This window comes from Aquimarina sp. 433 (assembly GCF_054054605.1).
This window is the reverse complement of record NZ_JBSWZK010000003.1, coordinates 510,025-528,286: the sequence shown is the minus strand read 5'-3', so window position 1 is coordinate 528,286 and position 18,262 is coordinate 510,025. Positions and strand designations below refer to the sequence as shown.

Here is an 18,262-nt window from a genome sequence, read left to right as displayed (position 1 = left end):
AAGCGTAGGTAAAATAAAGAATGTATTGATTTTTAAAAAATATTTTTGGTTTGCAACACTAAAAAATCCTAAACAGAATACGATTTATCCATTCTTCTTTTGATTACGGTGATTTGTATAGCCAATAAAATAGCTAAGAAAATGATTCCATACATTGTAGTGTTATGGAATTTAAAGCCTGAAAATGGATTTTCTATTTTAGGTAAACTTATTAAAGACCCATCTATATTATTCAAAAGAGAATTTCCTTCAGAAAAATATAGAAGAATTGCCAACATACTGAATACTATTATGCCGATGTACATCCAAGCTTTTTTGGAAATTAGCGGTTGATACACCAAAGGTTCATGTACTGGAATAGTTTTTACTTCTTGCATTACATTTTGCAAAAAATCCATGGATGGAGATTCGTTTCCGGCTTCCTTTACTAATCTTCCTATGTCATTATATTGCTCTTCCATTCCTAGTATTCATTTCTGGTGAAACATAATATCTAAGTATCGAATATAACTTTTTTCTACTTCGATACAGTTTTATTTTAATATTTTCTTCGGTTAAGCCTACAATTTCTTTTATTTCTTTTACACTTTTTTCTTCAAAATAGTATAATGTTACAATCGCAGCCTCCTCTTCTGGCAGTTTAAGAATGCTGTCAGCTATTATTTTCTTCTTTTCTTTGGTTTGCAAATATTTTAATGCGTCATTTACCATTCCTATTTCTCCTTCGCTAATCTCTTCGATTAACTCTGTGGATACAAACCGTTTTTTTACCTTAATCGCATCAAGGCTTTTTCGATATGCTATAGTATAAAGCCAAGTAGAAAACTTTGATTCTCCACGGTAATTAACCAATGATTTGTAAGCTTTCACAAAAGTATCTTGCGCTATTTCTTCTGCCTCTTCTTTATTCTTAACCATTCTATACACCACTGTATATACCAAACTTTGATAACGCTGCACCAGTATTCCATAGGAATTTGCATCTCCTTCTAATACTTGTTTGATATAATATTGATCTGATTGATGGTTCATTTATTCATAAGACGAATAAGAATCTTTTTCGGTTACAAAAAATATACAAAATATTTTTTTCTTATTTTTTTGTAACCATAGTTTAGGAAGTACCGTCATAATGAAAAACGAACAGTTAAGTTAAATTTATTAAATCTAAAAATTATGAGTTTTATTGAAGCACTAATACCACTATCTATATTTGGATGTATTTTTGGTATTTTCTATTTGTTTATAGCTGCTAGAAACAAAGAACGCATGTCATTAATCGAAAAAGGAGCCGATGCTTCTATTTTCTATAGCAGTAAAGAAAAAAGAGTAACTCCTGTTTGGAAAGTCTTTATTCTTAATTTTTCCTTATTATTAATGGGTATAGGGTCAGGAATCTTTATTGCTGGTATTTTACATTACGCTTTGGGAGTTCATGGAGAAGTTGCATATCCTGGTACGATATTCTTTATGGCAGGTGTAGGATTGTTCACTGGTTTTACGATGACAAAAAACCTAGATAAAAAAGAAAATTAAAATAATCATAAATTATAAAGACCTATCATTTCTGATAGGTCTTCCCCAAATTCTACTTATTCTATATAAATAAAGTAAATCTTAATTATAAGCTACGATATCGGTATACTCCATCTCCATATCATATTTCTCAATGATGATAGACTGACCTCTATCGTTTTCTAAAATATATTTTCCAACTGATAATTGAGTTAAATCAACCTTTTTAGTTGTTTTTGTTAATACATGAATTTTATCAACCATCTCAAATAATTTGATGGTATCTCCTTCTACAAAATCCAAAACAGTAAACACATCACCTTCTCGTGAAACTGCTAAAGGATTTACTTCAGAGCGATAGTAGATATCTTCTAATTCCTCCTCTACTGTAATTTCGGTTGCAGCCATTCGTTCACTATCTCTTTCAACCATATATTCCGTACCAAGTTCTTCTATAACAATTTCTTCGTCTGTTCTTTCAATTACAACAGATTTCCCTTCATTGTTTTCTAATAAGTACTTTCCTAAAGGCAATAAACTTAAATCAACCTGACCTCTTGTTTTAGACAAAATATGATCTCCAGTTTCAACTTCAAACAACTTTATTTTATCTCCTTCTTTAAAATCTACTACAACTACAATAAATCCATCCTTAGTAATTTGTAAACTATCTTCGTTAGACGCGTTTACATTACTAAAGAAAAAGAATGATAAAATAATTACAAAAGCCCTCATTGTCTGGAAATTTAACGGTAAACTTTTTACGTGATTACCATACAATAATATCGTTTAATTACCGTTAATCGAAAAATTTGAGCAACTTTTAGATCAAATGATTTCGATTTTCGATCAATGACACAAAACTGCATTTTTATGTAAGTTATAATATTTAAATAATTGATTTTCAGTTGTTTAAATATTATTAATTTGTAAGAATCATAGATTAAATACATATTATATAGTTAAAAAGACGATTACACATGTCTTTATTGTTATAGATTTCTTAAAAAATTATTAATAATTCAATCTTAATGTAAATTAATTTAACATTACATTAAGTAAATTTACACATACTGAATTGCTGTATTTTGATAACCAATTATTTAGAATCATCGAACAGATTATACTATTTTTTAACGATCAACGCTTGTTTATTATCGTTTATTAACAGATTTCTTCCCTTTAAAAATTATCAAACAACAGATTCCTGTAGTTTTTATGGTTGATAATTTATGCCTAATTAAAAAAGCCCTGCCAATTTATATTAGCAGAGCTTTTAAACAATTAACACATTATAATAAAATTATTGTAGTATGATATCGCTATATTTAGAATTAATAGTGATTACTTTATCAGTATCTCTCGTCTTATTAAACCCATTTACAAATACATTCCCAAAATTTCTTCGCGCATTTACTTCCATTGTTTTGGGCAATGAAATTCTACTTTGCACTCCGCTATATGCAATATTAAAGGCAGCTTCAGGTAATTTTAATTTAAAGTCACTGTTCTCAACTGCTAGATCCAAAGTTGAAAAAGATTCTGAAAGATTCGCAATTGTAATTGCTCCAAAACTACCAGATATAGCAGCGTTATCTTCTAACTCCTGAATAAATAAATTACTCGAATCTGCATTAACTCTAAGATTTTTGGCTTTTTGAATTCTACAATTCTTCACATAGTTTACCGCTAATCTTCCATTATTCCATTGTTTGATAGCTATAGGAGAATAAGATGTTCTAATAAAGGTTCGATCTCCATCTATTATATCTCCTTGTAAACTGGTATGAGATAATGAAGCTATCATGTTCGTTGTCTTTTCAGCCAATTGCACATTTCCATGTCTGATATTCAGTTTCAATAATGCTGCTTTAGGCATTTTAACCTTTACTATTCTATGTACTGTCCCCGAAGAATTATTCATTCTAGAACTATATCTATACACGGTTACATTTGAGCCATTACGTTGTGTAATTTCTAAATCTCCAGAGAATTGAGAAGCCCATGCTTGCATTCTTCTGGCAAACTCTTCTCCTGCCCAATCTTGAGAATTCAAGTTGGAATTCGGTTGAATCTGTTGTGCGTTTTTGTTTAGTTCATTTGTCCAATCTTTGACAACACTCTCATAATTATCTCCAAACTTTTCTTTTATTTGATCTCCCCATTGCTGAATATATTTCTCTTCATTTTCTTTAAACTTGTTCGTATCGAAATTCATACTTGCTAAGTTTTCAGAAAGAGCGCTAGGCATTGGATTGTTTTCTATGTTTTTCAGAATAGGTTTTAACATATCTGAAATTACTGGTTCCAACCTACTAAACTCTGGTTGGTCTGCAGTGTTATTATTGGAAGATATATTTCCTGACCAGAAGTTCCCTGTCAATGAATTAATCTTAATCTCTCTACTATTACCTAAAGCTTCTATCTTCCAGTTTTGAAGAAAACGTTCTTTATTGGTATCATTAATATCATCTCCTTCAATGTATGCCTCGACTTCAACAGAGTTTTTATTCCAGCCTTCGAAAACAATTTCTGTATGGCTAGTATTTAATTGGATAGTAACATCCTCATTTACTACAAACTTTTCACTAAGCTTTTGTAGTCTTTCCTGAGCAAACACACCAGAAAAACATGTTACGCTAAGTGCAACAATATTAAGCTTGTATATCAATGTAATTTTCATTCTCAATTTTTTCTAATTCTTTTAGTTTGTCTTTTAGTCTATTTAAGAGAGATAATCTAAGTGTCAAATTTTCTATCATTGCCTCGGCACTTTGTACGTTAGGACCTACTTCTATCAATTCCTTATTAAGATCCAGATACTCCGTATTTAATTTTTCTAATCTTTTCATAAAACTTTCTACTAAGTCTCTATTAGTATCATCTACATTAATTTGAGATAATTGAAATTTTATTCCTGTTAGTAAATAATTCTCTGTTTTTTCATACTCAGGGAACATCTCGGCTAATGACGATGTCTGCTTGCTCAAAACCACGGTGGCATTTTTTACTTCCGAATTATCAGCATTTACAATCTGAGTATTATTACCTCCGTTTTTTCCAAACTCATTGAACGCTAGCATCGAGACTGATAAGATCACAACTACGCTTGCAGCAATTCTTAACCAACCATAGTTAAACTTTCTTGCTTTTTTAGGAAGTTCTTCTTCTAATCTAGCTAAAAAACGATCCTGATGACCTTCTGTTAAACGTTCAGAAGGAATCCGATTATCTTGCTTAAGCAATTCTCTAATATCCTGTCCCATCTCTTAAATGTTTTAGTTGATCCTGAAGTTGCTTCTTTCCTCTATGCACTAAAGTTCTAGAAGCAACTGGGGTAATATCTAATATCTCACTTATCTCTTTATGATCGTATCCCTCTATTAAAAATAGCATTACGGCATACTTATATTTTTCTGGCAATCTTTCAATTGCGTTTTTCACTTCCTCTACAGTAGTTCCATCAGAAACAGACCAATCATCCTGTTCTTCTACTGTAGACATCACTTGTTCATTGATAGCAACCATATTCATTTTTTTCGCCTTCAGCATATCAATACTTTTGTTAATCACTATTCTTTTTAGCCACGCACCAAAGGTTACATCACCTGTAAACTGATGTAATTTCATAAAGGCCTTTATAAAAGACTCCTGCATAGCTTCTTCTGCCTCGAAAGGATCTTTAAGAAATCGTAAAGCAACATAATACATACCATCACAGTATTTATTATAAAGCTTCATCTGCGCTTTACGGTCGTTAGCTCTACACTGTTCTATTAGCTCGCTCTGTAACAAACTTACTTGAATTTTGGTTAGTGATTACTTCTTTAAAACTGTTCTAATTACTATTCTCTTCTAAAGACGAGATCACTGATTAATATGTTGCAAAATTAAAGATAAAAAAACGAAAAAAATCAAAAGGACTGATTTTCAAAACATTAATAAAAAAATAAAATTCTAGTAAGTTTTTAAAGAAATCAAAGACTACTCTAACAACAACATCATTTTAATCACAAATCATCAAAAAAATGTATAACTCTATTAATTACAACTACACAAACTCAAATGAATTAGAAAGTGTGATGAATCTTATGAAGAGTAATGTTGATCATACCAATGCAATAATTAAGCAGATTGATAATTTTTTAGAATCAAAACCGCTACCGAAGTCAGTTCTAGATCTTTTGGTTAGTCAAAGAAATGCATATGCAGTAAACGCTATGAATTTTATGAAGGTAATGAAAGGAATATAGTATCTAGTACTTCGCCGCTATCTCTTTAAATTGTTTACTCATATTCCACTTTATAATAGTAGTAGACGTTAGAATTCCACTTCCCATTGCACCACCTACACCTACCAATGTGATATCTTGCCCAGTTAGATACAATCCATTAATATGAGTTCGAGGTCTTAAAACTTTTGTCTTATACCGTTCTGGAGCATGTGTAACTCCATAAATCTCTCCTTCTTTATAGTTACTAAACTTTCGGGTCGAAACTGGAGTCGAAACCTCTGCATGAATAATATGTTGTTCTAATTGTGGAAATAACTCAAATAACAATCGTAATCCTTTATCTTTAAAATCTTCTTTAATCTGATCATATGCATCACCACGATTTAGCCAGGGCTTATCTTCATAGCTCTTAAAATCCGGATACCATGCGCGTCCAATCAACTGAATAGTTGCTTGATCTGGATGCTCTTTTGACCAGGCACTATCTTTTGCGGAAGGGAATGAGATATAAGCAAAGGATAATTTATCGTTAGAAAGATTATTTTTATCATTTAGAATCTGATCAGTATCCTTATTTTCATACCACCATATGTTATATTTAGGAAGCTTCAGATCAAGATCACTTTTGTTCAATCCTACATATAAACATAAATGACAGGTAGAAGCTTGTACGTTTTTAAAATGGATGTGCTTTTTATTAATTGCTGATGGATCTAATAAATGTAAAAAAGTATTACGAGCACCTGCGTTACTTATTACTTTTTTACAAGGATACTCTTTTCCATTAATCAATAGTCCTTTTACTGCTTTTCCTTTTGTAATGATCTTTTCTACATTGGCTTTAATATACACAGGAACCCCTAAAGATTCTAAATTTTCTATAATGGTCTCATGAATTCTATTAGCACCTCCTCTTGGATAATAACCTCCTTCCATAAAATGATTTATCACAATACAATGCGAAGCAAAACTACTTTCCTTTGGCGACAATCCATAGTTACCACATTGTGCACATAAGGCCGCAATTAATTCTTGATTATCTGTTATACTACTGAGTACTTCATAGGTAGTTTTACTAGAAATCGGACGTTGAATTCTTCTAAACAAAGGACCTAGACTAATACTTAATAGACTAGGGAAAGCTTTTTGCGCAAAATATAAAAGATTTCTTTTAGTAGACTTCTCTAACAATTGCAGATATTTATCAATTGCCGACTTATCATTTGGAAAATATTCATGAAATCTTTTTCTGAAATTTTCCTTCCCAGCAACAAATTCAAACTTACGATCTCCTATATATGCAACATCATACGGATCTCCCATGGCATCCCATTCCAGTTTGTTGTCGGATAAATAATTAAATATCCTACGCAATCCAGAATTTTCTTCCATATTCCCAACATAGTGAACACCTACATCCCAAACTAATCCTTTTCTTCTTTTGAAGGTATGAGTAAAACCACCTGGTGTATAATGCTGTTCTAATACCACAACTTTCTTACCTGCTTTTGCCAAAAAAACTGCAGTTGTTAACCCACCAACACCAGAACCAACAATTACATAAGTATCATTGGTAAACTCAATATCTTCAGTAAATTTTTTATAGGATTTTTCTACCATATATATGAAGTAAGGAATCAAAAGTAAGAAATATATGTATTTGCATATATAAAAAGAGGTATCTTTAAAATTAAAAAAGTGTATGTCTATATTTCAGAAAAGATCATTCATTTTATTAATTGGAATTATCAGTCTCTCTGTAATCATTGTGTTTATTCTTAAACTCAATACCAAAAAGCACAGTCCAGAAGATACCATCACACACATTAGTAAGGATAATACTTTTACTGTATTCTATAACCGCCCCTTCAAAAAGGGAAGGGTAATTTTTGGAGATCTAGTACCATTTGATCAAGTTTGGAGAACGGGCGCGAATGAAGCCACTACTTTTACTACGGATAAAAACATACTTGTAGATGGTTCTGAATTAGAAGCAGGAACCTATACCCTATGGACAATACCAGGAAAAGAATCTTGGAAAGTTATTTTTAATAAAGATCAATACAAATGGGGAGTGGATCTAATCAATGGAGAACCAGCAAGAAATCCAGAAGAAGATGTATTGACTATAGAGGTGCCAATACAACATTTACTAAATATAGTAGAGCAATTTTCTATTTATTTTCAGGAAGCAAACAACTTTACTATTATGTTTTTGGCTTGGGATCAAACTAGTATAGCTATACCTATAAAATCTGAGTAATTGCATATCTTTAGATTACTTTAGAAATACTACAATTAACTGAAATGAATTCATACATTTGTTACTTTGCCGCTTTTTAATTGAGATCAAATGGAACATCGTGATAAGTCTTCGAAACTACCCCATAGCACTAATAAAAGTGCCATTGATCGATTTAGAAAACTACAACAAAAAGAGATTTCAATTTCCGATATTTTTGAAGGGATCATTACACAAAACACTGCTGCTCTTAGTAAAGGTATTACCTTAGTAGAAAGCACCCAACAAAAGCATAGTGCAAAAACGCAAGAACTGATTGAAAAATGTCTTCCACATTCCAATAAATCAATTAGAATTGGTATTACAGGAGTTCCAGGAGTTGGAAAAAGCACATTTATAGAAGCACTAGGGAATGTTCTTATTGAAAAAGGTAAGAAAGTAGCTGTATTAGCTGTGGATCCAAGCAGTACTATTTCTGGTGGCAGTATTTTAGGAGATAAAACAAGAATGGAATCTTTGGTCAGATCCAAAGAAGCGTTTATAAGACCCTCTCCTTCTGGAAATTCATTAGGTGGTGTAGCTCAGAAAACACGAGAATCCATTATTTTATGCGAAGCTGCTGGATATGATGTGATTATTATTGAGACGGTTGGGGTTGGGCAAAGCGAAACAGCCGTGCATAGTATGGTTGATTTCTTTTTATTATTAAAACTTGCAGGAGCTGGAGATGAATTGCAAGGCATCAAACGAGGTATTATCGAAATGGCTGATGCTATTGTTATTAACAAGGCTGATGGAGATAATGTAAAACGCGCCAGAGAGGCCAAAAATCAATTTAAAAAAGCTTTACACCTCTATCCCATTGGAGAAAATGCCTGGACTCCTCATGTACTTACTTGTAGTGCATTAACAAAAAACGGCATAGAAGAAGTTTGGGAGTTAGTTCTAAACTATTTAGAAATTTCTGCTAGTAATGGATATTTCGAAAAAAATCGAACCGAACAAAATAAGTTTTGGCTACTGCAAACTATTGAAGAGCAACTAAAAAGTTCTTTTTATAATCACCCAGAAATTAAAAAGGCTTTATCTGATCAGTTGGATGCTATACAAAAGCACCAGATTACTCCTTTTACTGCGGCCAAATATTTATTGAACAAGCATAAAAACTCCTAATACTCATAAAATCCTTAGAACTAGATAAGTTAATCATCAAGATCTACCTCTCCTACTTGTTCTTTTGTCACTGATGTTGGAATTTCAGAATCGGAAGTATTTTCCTCATAATCTTGCATAACTCCTGCTAAACGCTCACTAATTTTCACTAAATAAATAGTGTCAATGGTTTTTACTTCTACCGCTTCTATGGTATCATTATGATGGTTTTTGAAAGATATTATATCTTTATCTGAATAGCCATCCGGAAACTTTTCTACTAAAAGATTTACAATATCTTTATTTAGCTTTTTGTAGTCAACAATTACTCTTTTCATAGTCTATAAGAATTAGTTGGTTATGGTACTACTGAATATCTTATCCTATTTCATATCAAAAAACTTAAACAACTGTCAGCTAAGTATTTCACATGAATTTCTCTCACTATATTAATGTGTAAATGACTATTACAAGTTAAAATAAAAAAATTAAAATCTTTGCAAATAATCTTCAAAAAAATGGGGTGTTTTCCTCAAACTTTCAATTTATAAAAATTAAAACCTGTACATTTAGAAAAATAATTTAAAAAAGTAACACTAATATTACTTCTGATGTCTAAGTATACTTCGAGTAGTTTATTAAAAATCTCATTAGGCATTCTTTTATTTTTTTCCTTCTTTCTTTACATATTCACTGAGGAAGTCTATACACAAATTGAAACTACTTCGATTTTCATAAGAAAATGGTTTGGTGGTTTTTATTTATGGTTAGGGCTAGGAACAGTTTTACTCTTACTAGTGTTAGCAATCTCACGATGGGGCAAACGTCGTTTAGGGCAGGAGCAAGACAGACCACAATTTTCTAGACTTGCTTGGATATCCATGTTATATAGTGCGGGAATGGGATCTGGGATATTATTAAGAGCGGTTCAGGAACCTGTATTTATGAGATGCTATGCTCCTATTTACACTAACAATACGTTAGAAACCATAGCGTTAGAGTATACCTTTTATCAATGGGGTTTTACGGCATGGGCGTTTTATGCAGTTTTTGCGATTGTTATTGGATATTATCTTTTTGTGAGATCCAAAAAAGTACTGTCTAGTAGCGCTTTTAGTTCATTAGAAAGCATCATCGTTTCCAAAAACACTCAAAACTTGGTGTTTAAGGGGATTGATATTCTTGCAATATTAACGACCGTATTTGGACTAGTAGCGGCGATTGGATTAGGAACCACTCAAATAAAAGGAGGACTTGATCATTTATTACAGACAAATTTTGATTCTAAAATTACAATCCTCTTACTAATCATAATTTCTGGTTTGGCATTCATATCGGTTTTTAAGGGCGTAAACAGAGGAATAAAGGTGATTTCCACTTGGAATATCTATATTACTTTTGCTTTGTTGGTTTTTGTTTTTACTCAGAGCGATATCGTATCGATTCTCTCTCAATTCTGTTATTCGCTTTTCCATTATATAGTTGATTTCATTCCCTTAAGTATTGCATATGGAGTTTATGATCCTGGAGAAAGCTTCCTAACAGATTGGACCTATTATTATTGGGCCTTTTGGCTTGCTTGGGCTCCTTTTACTGGTATTTTTATTGCCAGAATTTCTAGAGGAAGAACACTACGAGAATTAATCATAGGTGTTTTGCTTGTACCGTCATTAGGAACTTTCTTCTGGTTTACCGTATTTGGTGAATCTGCATTTCAAATAGTAGACAATCTTGATTTCTATCAGGGAGAGTTTGACAATGTATTTAGTTCTATTTTTGTTTTTTTTGAAAATTATCCTTTTCAAGGATTTATCAATACAACTGTTATACTGCTACTTATTAGTTTTTTAGTTACATCCTTAGACTCAGCAGTCTTTGTACTCAGCATGTTTACTGATCAGGGCAAACAAAATCCTTCTAAAAAACATCGTTTATTATGGAGTATTGTACTTACTATATTTGCTATTGGCATCATACTATTAGGAAATGCCAAAGAAGACATTAACGTCTTGACCGCAATGCAAAAGCTACTAATTATTACTTCGCTCCCTTTTTCGTTATTAATGGTTATAATGATCCTATTGTTCTTTATAGATTTTAGAAAGTCTAAAATCGACTAAAATTAATATGTGATATTATTTAATCGGTAAAAATTGTGGTGAAATATACTAATACCTGTTTTTCTGCGTAATGATACATACATAAATATACCAACTTAAAACTTTACTTATGAAAACCTACGTAACACTCATATATAACCTTGCATTTATCTGTATGTTCAACTTAAATGCACAAAACTGTAATGATACAGTTCATACAGGAGAAGGTACTTACTACGATGGTGTTGATGGAGGTATTTTTGGAAATTGTTCTTTGCCTGTAGCAACAGGAGATTATATGCATTGCGCACTAAATACAATTGACTACGACAGCAGTAATGCATGTGGAGCTTGCATCGAAGTAACTGGAGCAAAAGGCAGCGTACAACTAAAAGTTGTAGACCGATGCCCAGAATGTGCTGAAGGCGATGTGGATATGACAGAACAGGCTTTTGGTATGATAGCAGACATTGTAGATGGAAGAGTACAAATATCGTGGAAATTTGTGCCTTGCAATATTGCGAATAACGAATCTATAAAAGTTAATTTTAAGGAAGGTTCCAGTATATATTGGACAGCAATACAATTTAGAGATATTAGGCATGCTATCTCCAAAATGGAATATCAATTACCTGATAATACCTGGAAATCGGTAAACCGTGAGTTATTCAATTTCTTTATTGAAACGGATGGTATTGCTTCTCCCATGAATTTAAGAATCACCTCTGTTTTAGGAGAAGAATTAACCTTTGAAAATATTCCGATAGACTTAAACGTAGATTATAATACTGGACAACAATTTTCTACTCCATCAGAATGCACAGAAGCACTATCTGTAGATGACCTTGAGACAACCAAACTTTCTTTTTATCCAAATCCTGCTTCTGAAATATTATATTTCACTAATAATTCTAGACCTTGGGTACTTTCTGATAGTAATGGTAAAAAAATAAAAGAAGGAAACGCTAATTCTATAAACACTTCTTCATTACAATCTGGCTTATACTTTTTGTCTATCGAAAATAAAAAGCCTCAAAAAATAATTATAAAATAGGCGTGTTATTGGGTACCGTATTTTGCTACTAAAAATGTATGTAGTTTATATGCTCCAAGTCCTAGTAGAATACCTATAGCCATTCCTGTTATAATATCACCAGGATAGTGTACTCCAATATAAATCCTACTATAGCTTACTATAACAGACCAAAGCACCATAAAAGGAAAGATGTATTTAAGCCTTTTCTGTAATGCTAATCCAGTAAAAAATGCAATTCCCATCGTTGTAGAAGCATGTGCCGAAAAATACCCATGTCTCCCACATCTTTCAGCAATAAACCTTGTAAACTCACCAACACCTTCTATTTGACATGGTCTTGGTCTCATAAAGATCACATTTTTAAACAAGTTAGATAATTGGTCCGATACGGTAATTAAAGCTGCAACTACAACTAGTGTAATAATAGTTCCACGAAGACCAAAATATTTATAAAAGAAATATAGCAATATCAAAACCAAAGGGGCTTGATTTATTTTTTCGGTCATAAATAACCAAAATCCATCCCAAAGCGGCGTGCCTAAGTTGTTCAGATATAAAAAAAGATCTTTATCTAGTTGTATGATTTCATCCATAGGAACAGTTGGTTATTTATTTGATAAATATATGATTTTATAATCCTATTCTTCGTATCGTTCGATCTCACGATCATAAAAATCATTAGCAGCCTGGAATAAATTCTCAGCTTCGCTCTCAAGTTCTTTCTCATCGCTTTTATCAAATTCTTCGAACCATTCGACCTCATCGTTTTCTAAATTGATCACAAACCTTGGAAACTCCGTATGGATTACAAAGATGGCATCAGGATAATCGGTATTATCACCTAATAAGAATTTTGGAAGACTCATATACACTTAAATTATATTCAGCAAAGCTACAAAGTTTACAGATAAAGTAACAAAAACAAAAAGAGGTAAATCTATAAATTAGAATTTACCTCTTTTTAAATATCTTTCTAATGCCTATTATTCGATAATAATTTGTACTCTAGCATTGGATCCCAACTCATTATTATCAACTCCTTCTTCTTCTCTAGGCTGGGAATTACTAACACCCTCATAAGTTATTAAAGTCTCATCGATGCCATTGGCTATTAAATAGTCTTTTACAAAACCTGCACGAGCAGATGATAGGATCTCATTTTCGAATTCAATTTCCGAATCATTGGCATGACCTACTATTTTTATGCTATTAAACTTGAATACTTTTAAATACTGTAAGTACGAATCTAAAGCAGCTTTGATTTCCTCATATACTTCACTCTCTCCGATTAGATATTCGATATCGGAGAAATCTAATGCCATATCACAAATAGCATCTACATTAACTCCTCGTACATCTTGCATCTCTCTTAGCTCCACATCATCAATGTAATAATATGCATCACTGAATGTACTTCCAGATCTTAATGATTTCCCATTTGGATTGTCGGAAAAATATCCAATTGAGATATATTTTTCAGTTCCTTTTGCTTTATATACTCCACATACCTTTGTCCAATTTTGTGTATCACAAATCATCTCCGAGGACTCTATATGTAGCTTATATTCTGATGTTTCAGTAAATCTTGGCATTCTAGCAGTAAAATAAGATCCAATAGATGATGTACAAGAATTAGTGATATCACCTTCTCCCAAGGAAACATACATATGAAAATAATAATATTTACCAGCTTTTAAAGGACTTTTTAATTTAGTTACTATAGATTCTTTAGTATTATTACTAGTTATATATAAACCTACTTTACCCTCACCTGATCTTGGCTCCTGAGGACCAAACTGATCAAGAAAACCAGGAGCTTTGTGAGTAAATTTCATTTCGCTAACTGCCGGATGATGCGCATCTGGTGTATTTGTTAAGGTTTTCCAATCTGAAAGAATACCAAAGTTTCTCATGGCGTGCTTCATCTTTTTTACTGAAGGATTGGTTTCTTCAAAACTTGGATTAGGAATTAAATTTTGGGCTATTGCATTAGAAGTAACACTAATCATAGCAATGGTAATCAATAAAAGGTAAAGGTTAGATTTTGGGCTGTTCATCTCTTTTCTTTTCAGGTTTAGATATATTCGAAATATAGTTAAATATTTCTTAATATGAAATATACTTTGACAAGTAACAAAAACTAGTCCAAAAAAAGAAACGAACCAAAACTATCTATATTGTAAGTGACAAAAAAGATTCCAAAACTGCTATGAATTATCCTTTTTAATTACCAAATCTTTACTCAAATAATGAAAACGAGCATAAAGTAATAAAGCCGATGTTGTTAGACCTGCCAATAGGCCAATCCAAATTCCTACACTTTTATATTCTGTATACAACCCAAGATAAAAACTAACTGGAAAACCAATCACCCAATAAGCAAAAAATGTAATAGCTGTTGGTATTGTTACATCTTGTAATCCTCTCAATGCTCCTAGTACTGCTACTTGGATTCCATCAGATATTTGAAACAAAGCAGCAATCAATAAAAGCTTTGCGGCAATAGTCATTACTTCTGTATTATCCACAAGGTTTTCCATATCATCTACATCCAAGTAAATTTCTGGTAGCATATTATTAAAAATAATAAAACACAAGGCAAAAATAATCTCGATAAAAAATGTGAGTAGAAAGATCGAAAAAGCAATTCTTCTTAACTCTCTATATTGTTGCAGTCCTTTTTGATTACCTACTCGTACCATGGCTGCGACACTTAGTCCCATAGCGACCATAAAAGTCATAGCAGACAGGTTTAGTGCTATCTGATTTGCTGCTTGTGGATTTTTACCTAATATCCCAGAAATCCAAATCGCGGATGTAAAAATTCCCACTTCAAAAAACATCTGTAACGCAGAAGGAAACCCTAACGTAAGTATCTTTTTGAGCATATTACTTTGAAGAACAAAGAGCTTAATATTAGTAACATAAGCTTTAGATTTTTCTCTTCTTTTTAAAAAGAACCATAAAAAAACAACCATTATCAATCTGGAGACCAAAGTCCCTATGGCTGCACCAACGATACCCATTTGCGGTAAACCAAATTTTCCAAATATTAATAAGTAGTTTAAAAATACATTTACAATATTGGCGATTAATGTAGCATACATCGGATACTTGGTCATGGATAATCCATCAGAAAATTGTTTGAATGCCTGAAAAATAATTAAGGGTATTAATGAAACTGCTACTAAATCTAAATAGGGAATCGCCAATTCTACAACCTCTACAGGTTGTTCCATGTAATACATTAAGGGTTTGGCAACAAGAATTCCTAAAAACAGGATAATTCCAAGAGTAGTACATAAAAATAGTCCATGCTTAAAGGCGAGCTTTCCACTTGCAAAATTGTTCTCACCATCAGCCTCGGCAATTAACGGAGTAATAGCAGTGGAAAATCCTATTCCAAGAGACATTGCTATAAACATAAAACTATTACCTAAAGATACAGCTGCCAATTCCGCAGTACCTAATTGACCTACCATGATATTATCTATCAATCCCACAAAAGTATGTCCAAGCATACCTAACATAACTGGAGCTGCTAACCGAAGGTTATAGTTAAACTCTTTTGTGTATTGTTGCAACATGAATACAATTTAAAGTTGTCAAAGATAAGGAGATTCCTTTTTGGAATATTGTATGATTAACGGAACTTTAAGCACAAAAAAAAGGTGCTTTCTCAAGCACCTTTTTCTTTATCAAACTGTTGTAGTTTTACAAATTAGTTCTTCATAAATTTAGAAGTGACTGTACTTCCGTTAGTGCTTGTTAAACTGATAAAGTACATTCCCGAAGACAAATCCAATGTTGGTATTGAAATTTGATTTGCAGTAACATCAGACACTTTCACAGACTTTACTGTGGCACCAGTAATTCCAGAAATAACAATTGTCGAATTTTGAATTTTAGATAAATCTCCAGAAAGATACAGCTCATTCTTTACTGGATTAGGATATAATTGAAATCCTAATGTTTCAAGTTCATCTACGGATAATGATCTCGACGGTTCGATACCCCAAGCCAAAACTCCATCTGCATAAATTGGTACTCTCTCAGATTCTATTAGTGTACTACTTAGACCATCATAAGAAAAATCGTTGGTAGGATCCCAAGAGCTTTCCGCAGCATTATTAGGCACCGATACTCTTACCTGAATTTCTTTTCTATGTTCTCCTTGACCACCTGGGAAAGGCATTTGGTCACTATCGATCGCAACCTCTACATAATAAATATTGTTATCTGGATCCCAAGCTTGCAATCCACCTGTTGCTCCACCATTTCCTCTTCCTGTGATTTCATAATCCTCTGGAGCGTATCCCGCATTAATTCCTTCCGTGATATCGATAAAATATCTAGCTGTTAGACTTCCTGGAACTCGAGCTGGCCAAGCCGATCTATTATTTAACCAAATTGCTAATTCTGTAAACCTCCCAGATTCGCTATTGATTTTAGTTTCATTTAAAAACTCTACTCCAGAGTCTTCTTCTGTTGGGAAATTTGGTAATTCTGATCCTCCGAAATCCATGACCATTTTTGCTAATACACCCTGGTAACAAGCATTGTAATCACAAGCTACCTCATTTGCCTGAAAATCTGAACGATTCTCAACAAATACATCATCAGGGTTTCCAGGTCCTCCCATTAATGCACCCCACAAAGTGTGTCTAGATTCCTCTGGGATAGACTCGCTTCGAGTCCAACTAGAATGTTGACCTCTATGGTGTGGCTTAGTTGGTGGATTTACTCCAAATCCAGTTACTAAACTTCGGTTGTTTGGATTATCTCCCAAAGCATACTTTACCTGACTTACAGCAAAGTCATAATAGTCTTGATTATTAGGAGTACTTACATTATTCACAAAGATCAAAGCTGTTAATGCTGCATTCATAGAGTGACGTAGTGATCCCCATTGCGTTAAATGCGCCTGACCTCCTGGAGAATACGTGATTCCATTACCATTATCAATCCAAAATTGTAAATGTCTTTCTGTATTATCAATATATTGTTGCTTACCCGTAAGTTCTGCTAACAATACCATATTACCATATCTTTTATCGTCCCATACAAGACTCCATAGATAATCAGGTTCTCCATAGGTAGCTTCTGCTTTTTGCAGGTATGTATTATCTCCTGTTGCTTTATACAACCAAAGTGCTCCCCAAGTTAATTCATCTTCGTATCCGCCAGAAGAATAGGTTCCTACAGCAGGAATACCACCTTCTTCGGTATATTTACCTTTATATGTTTCACCAAATTCATATAAATCTTTGGCGTGCTGTAACAATGTAGCACTGTAGGTTGGATCACTGTCTTTAAAAATTATACTAGCAGAAGCTAATGCAGCAGCTGTTTCACAAACTACTTCCGTTCCTGGATGACTCGTATCTAGTTTAAAGGATTCTCTTTGTCCATATTGTGGATGAACATCTATCATTTCTGCTGGCATCCAGAAACTATGATCCTGTCCTTTTTTAGAAACCTGAGCATAAAACTCAAATTTTGTTGGGTGACATTTAATAAAGTAATCGGTTACCCACTTAATATTTCTTTTAAAATGTTCTGTTTGATTTACCGCGTCATATCCATCTTTGTATTCTAAAAACCCCCAGTTTAATGCAGTAACTGAAAATGCCATAGGAAATCCAAATTTTATATGATCTCCAGCATCGAACCATCCACCAGTAAGATCTAATCCTACATCTTGACCATCATTTACTCCAGCATCACTTCTCCAACTTACCCTATTCCAATCAGGCAATACTCCAGATTGTTGGGATTCATAAAATAAAATTGATTTCTGTAATGCTTCTCCGTAATTAAATTGCGCGACGACTTGTGTTCCTTGTAATCCCAAAAAGATTACCAATAAGCTTAGTAAGTTTTTTTTCATGTTTTGAATGATTTGTGTTTATATAATTTGTGTGGTTTGATAAGTCATTATTAACTCCTTTTTTAGCCTTTATATTATATTTTTTTTGATTTG

19 protein-coding genes are annotated in these 18,262 nt (G+C 32.7%); 6 read left to right on the top strand and 13 right to left on the bottom strand.

The genetic code is table 11. The features are described from left to right. Positions 1-68: 68 nt before the first annotated feature. Both ACWNT5_RS08890 and ACWNT5_RS08885 read right to left on the bottom strand, forming a co-directional pair. Positions 69-461 carry a hypothetical protein gene (locus tag ACWNT5_RS08890; protein ID WP_456517131.1) on the bottom strand — a complete coding sequence of 131 codons (393 nt, stop codon included), beginning with the start codon at positions 459-461 and terminating at the stop codon, positions 69-71. Further along, entirely contained in the window at positions 445-1,032 is a 588-nt protein-coding gene (locus ACWNT5_RS08885; RefSeq protein ID WP_456517130.1) for an RNA polymerase sigma factor, read from the bottom strand. Before ACWNT5_RS08885 ends, ACWNT5_RS08890 begins: the two co-directional genes overlap by 17 nt. A 144-nt stretch (positions 1,033-1,176) precedes the next feature. On the opposite strand from ACWNT5_RS08885, the gene ACWNT5_RS08880 reads away from it, so the two are divergent. Then, positions 1,177-1,536, top strand: coding sequence for a DUF6249 domain-containing protein (locus ACWNT5_RS08880; protein WP_299606661.1), 360 nt, complete (start codon positions 1,177-1,179; stop codon positions 1,534-1,536). 81 nt (positions 1,537-1,617) lie between these two features. Here ACWNT5_RS08880 and ACWNT5_RS08875 read toward each other — a convergent pair whose 3' ends face one another. The 4 genes from ACWNT5_RS08875 to ACWNT5_RS08860 all read right to left on the bottom strand — a co-directional run bounded on the left by ACWNT5_RS08875 (position 1,618) and on the right by ACWNT5_RS08860 (position 5,256). Continuing rightward, on the bottom strand, positions 1,618-2,250 hold the full coding sequence (locus ACWNT5_RS08875; protein WP_299898870.1) for a hypothetical protein: 633 nt from the start codon (positions 2,248-2,250) through the stop codon (positions 1,618-1,620). Positions 2,251-2,818: 568 nt separating this feature from the next. After that, on the bottom strand, positions 2,819-4,198 hold the full coding sequence (locus tag ACWNT5_RS08870; protein WP_299606656.1) for a hypothetical protein: 1,380 nt from the start codon (positions 4,196-4,198) through the stop codon (positions 2,819-2,821). Then, positions 4,170-4,781 (bottom strand): hypothetical protein, encoded by a 612-nt coding sequence (locus ACWNT5_RS08865; RefSeq protein WP_299606652.1) that lies wholly within the window; start codon positions 4,779-4,781, stop codon positions 4,170-4,172. Before ACWNT5_RS08865 ends, ACWNT5_RS08870 begins: the two co-directional genes overlap by 29 nt. Further along, positions 4,765-5,256 (bottom strand): RNA polymerase sigma factor, encoded by a 492-nt coding sequence (locus ACWNT5_RS08860; protein WP_425545888.1) that lies wholly within the window; start codon positions 5,254-5,256, stop codon positions 4,765-4,767. Before ACWNT5_RS08860 ends, ACWNT5_RS08865 begins: the two co-directional genes overlap by 17 nt. Positions 5,257-5,543: 287 nt before the next feature. Between ACWNT5_RS08860 and ACWNT5_RS08855 the strand changes: the two genes are divergently transcribed. Continuing rightward, complete coding sequence (locus ACWNT5_RS08855; protein WP_299606649.1) at positions 5,544-5,768, top strand: hypothetical protein; 225 nt, start codon at positions 5,544-5,546, stop codon at positions 5,766-5,768. A 3-nt stretch (positions 5,769-5,771) separates the two neighbouring features. On the opposite strand, the gene ACWNT5_RS08850 is transcribed toward ACWNT5_RS08855, so the two are convergent. After that, positions 5,772-7,370 carry a phytoene desaturase family protein gene (locus tag ACWNT5_RS08850; RefSeq protein ID WP_456517129.1) on the bottom strand — a complete coding sequence of 533 codons (1,599 nt, stop codon included), beginning with the start codon at positions 7,368-7,370 and terminating at the stop codon, positions 5,772-5,774. Positions 7,371-7,452: 82 nt separating this feature from the next. Between ACWNT5_RS08850 and ACWNT5_RS08845 the strand changes: the two genes are divergently transcribed. After that, positions 7,453-8,013, top strand: a complete 561-nt coding sequence (locus ACWNT5_RS08845; protein ID WP_299606644.1) for a DUF2911 domain-containing protein — start codon at positions 7,453-7,455, stop codon at positions 8,011-8,013. Between the two features lie 90 nt (positions 8,014-8,103). Beyond that, a complete protein-coding gene (gene meaB, locus ACWNT5_RS08840) occupies positions 8,104-9,165 on the top strand; it encodes a methylmalonyl Co-A mutase-associated GTPase MeaB (RefSeq protein ID WP_299606642.1) in 1,062 nt (353 codons plus the stop codon). Positions 9,166-9,194: 29 nt separating this feature from the next. Here the strand turns inward: meaB and ACWNT5_RS08835 are convergent, their stop codons facing one another. Continuing rightward, complete coding sequence (locus tag ACWNT5_RS08835) at positions 9,195-9,482, bottom strand: hypothetical protein (RefSeq protein WP_299606640.1); 288 nt, start codon at positions 9,480-9,482, stop codon at positions 9,195-9,197. 273 nt (positions 9,483-9,755) lie between these two features. Between ACWNT5_RS08835 and ACWNT5_RS08830 the strand changes: the two genes are divergently transcribed. Together ACWNT5_RS08830 and ACWNT5_RS08825 are read left to right on the top strand one after the other, a co-directional pair. Then, on the top strand, positions 9,756-11,264 hold the full coding sequence (locus ACWNT5_RS08830) for a BCCT family transporter (protein ID WP_299606637.1): 1,509 nt from the start codon (positions 9,756-9,758) through the stop codon (positions 11,262-11,264). 109 nt (positions 11,265-11,373) lie between these two features. Continuing rightward, positions 11,374-12,297: an expansin EXLX1 family cellulose-binding protein gene (locus tag ACWNT5_RS08825; protein WP_299606635.1), complete on the top strand. Its 924-nt coding sequence runs from the start codon at positions 11,374-11,376 to the stop codon at positions 12,295-12,297. Positions 12,298-12,302: 5 nt separating this feature from the next. Here the strand turns inward: ACWNT5_RS08825 and ACWNT5_RS08820 are convergent, their stop codons facing one another. The 5 genes from ACWNT5_RS08820 to ACWNT5_RS08800 form a co-directional block, all read right to left on the bottom strand. After that, positions 12,303-12,872 (bottom strand): phosphatase PAP2 family protein, encoded by a 570-nt coding sequence (locus tag ACWNT5_RS08820; protein WP_299606634.1) that lies wholly within the window; start codon positions 12,870-12,872, stop codon positions 12,303-12,305. Positions 12,873-12,917: 45 nt separating this feature from the next. After that, positions 12,918-13,145: a hypothetical protein gene (locus ACWNT5_RS08815; RefSeq protein ID WP_299606632.1), complete on the bottom strand. Its 228-nt coding sequence runs from the start codon at positions 13,143-13,145 to the stop codon at positions 12,918-12,920. A 117-nt stretch (positions 13,146-13,262) separates the two neighbouring features. Beyond that, the gene (locus ACWNT5_RS08810; protein WP_299606631.1) at positions 13,263-14,336 is read right to left on the bottom strand and encodes an OmpA family protein; all 1,074 of its coding nucleotides are present in this window, start codon (positions 14,334-14,336) and stop codon (positions 13,263-13,265) included. Positions 14,337-14,486: 150 nt separating this feature from the next. After that, positions 14,487-15,866, bottom strand: a complete 1,380-nt coding sequence (locus tag ACWNT5_RS08805) for an MATE family efflux transporter (protein WP_299606629.1) — start codon at positions 15,864-15,866, stop codon at positions 14,487-14,489. 134 nt (positions 15,867-16,000) lie between these two features. Continuing rightward, on the bottom strand, positions 16,001-18,169 hold the full coding sequence (locus ACWNT5_RS08800) for a glycoside hydrolase family 9 protein (protein ID WP_299606626.1): 2,169 nt from the start codon (positions 18,167-18,169) through the stop codon (positions 16,001-16,003). Positions 18,170-18,262: the final 93 nt, after the last annotated feature.

Excerpts from the sequence above, each read along its gene's own strand:
- ACWNT5_RS08815 (WP_299606632.1), bottom strand. The coding sequence starts at position 13,145 with ATGAGTCTTCCAAAATTCTTATTAGGTGATAATACCGATTATCCTGAT.
- ACWNT5_RS08885 (WP_456517130.1), bottom strand. The coding sequence starts at position 1,032 with ATGAACCATCAATCAGATCAATATTATATCAAACAAGTATTAGAAGGA.
- meaB (WP_299606642.1), top strand. The coding sequence starts at position 8,104 with ATGGAACATCGTGATAAGTCTTCGAAACTACCCCATAGCACTAATAAA.
- ACWNT5_RS08875 (WP_299898870.1), bottom strand. The coding sequence starts at position 2,250 with ATGAGGGCTTTTGTAATTATTTTATCATTCTTTTTCTTTAGTAATGTA.
- ACWNT5_RS08870 (WP_299606656.1), bottom strand. The coding sequence starts at position 4,198 with ATGAAAATTACATTGATATACAAGCTTAATATTGTTGCACTTAGCGTA.
- ACWNT5_RS08830 (WP_299606637.1), top strand. The coding sequence starts at position 9,756 with ATGTCTAAGTATACTTCGAGTAGTTTATTAAAAATCTCATTAGGCATT.
- ACWNT5_RS08800 (WP_299606626.1), bottom strand. The coding sequence starts at position 18,169 with ATGAAAAAAAACTTACTAAGCTTATTGGTAATCTTTTTGGGATTACAA.
- ACWNT5_RS08865 (WP_299606652.1), bottom strand. The coding sequence starts at position 4,781 with ATGGGACAGGATATTAGAGAATTGCTTAAGCAAGATAATCGGATTCCT.
- ACWNT5_RS08835 (WP_299606640.1), bottom strand. The coding sequence starts at position 9,482 with ATGAAAAGAGTAATTGTTGACTACAAAAAGCTAAATAAAGATATTGTA.
- ACWNT5_RS08810 (WP_299606631.1), bottom strand. The coding sequence starts at position 14,336 with ATGAACAGCCCAAAATCTAACCTTTACCTTTTATTGATTACCATTGCT.
- ACWNT5_RS08845 (WP_299606644.1), top strand. The coding sequence starts at position 7,453 with ATGTCTATATTTCAGAAAAGATCATTCATTTTATTAATTGGAATTATC.
- ACWNT5_RS08880 (WP_299606661.1), top strand. The coding sequence starts at position 1,177 with ATGAGTTTTATTGAAGCACTAATACCACTATCTATATTTGGATGTATT.
- ACWNT5_RS08860 (WP_425545888.1), bottom strand. The coding sequence starts at position 5,256 with ATGAAGCTTTATAATAAATACTGTGATGGTATGTATTATGTTGCTTTA.
- ACWNT5_RS08890 (WP_456517131.1), bottom strand. The coding sequence starts at position 461 with ATGGAAGAGCAATATAATGACATAGGAAGATTAGTAAAGGAAGCCGGA.
- ACWNT5_RS08850 (WP_456517129.1), bottom strand. The coding sequence starts at position 7,370 with ATGGTAGAAAAATCCTATAAAAAATTTACTGAAGATATTGAGTTTACC.
- ACWNT5_RS08855 (WP_299606649.1), top strand. The coding sequence starts at position 5,544 with ATGTATAACTCTATTAATTACAACTACACAAACTCAAATGAATTAGAA.
- ACWNT5_RS08805 (WP_299606629.1), bottom strand. The coding sequence starts at position 15,866 with ATGTTGCAACAATACACAAAAGAGTTTAACTATAACCTTCGGTTAGCA.
- ACWNT5_RS08825 (WP_299606635.1), top strand. The coding sequence starts at position 11,374 with ATGAAAACCTACGTAACACTCATATATAACCTTGCATTTATCTGTATG.
- ACWNT5_RS08820 (WP_299606634.1), bottom strand. The coding sequence starts at position 12,872 with ATGGATGAAATCATACAACTAGATAAAGATCTTTTTTTATATCTGAAC.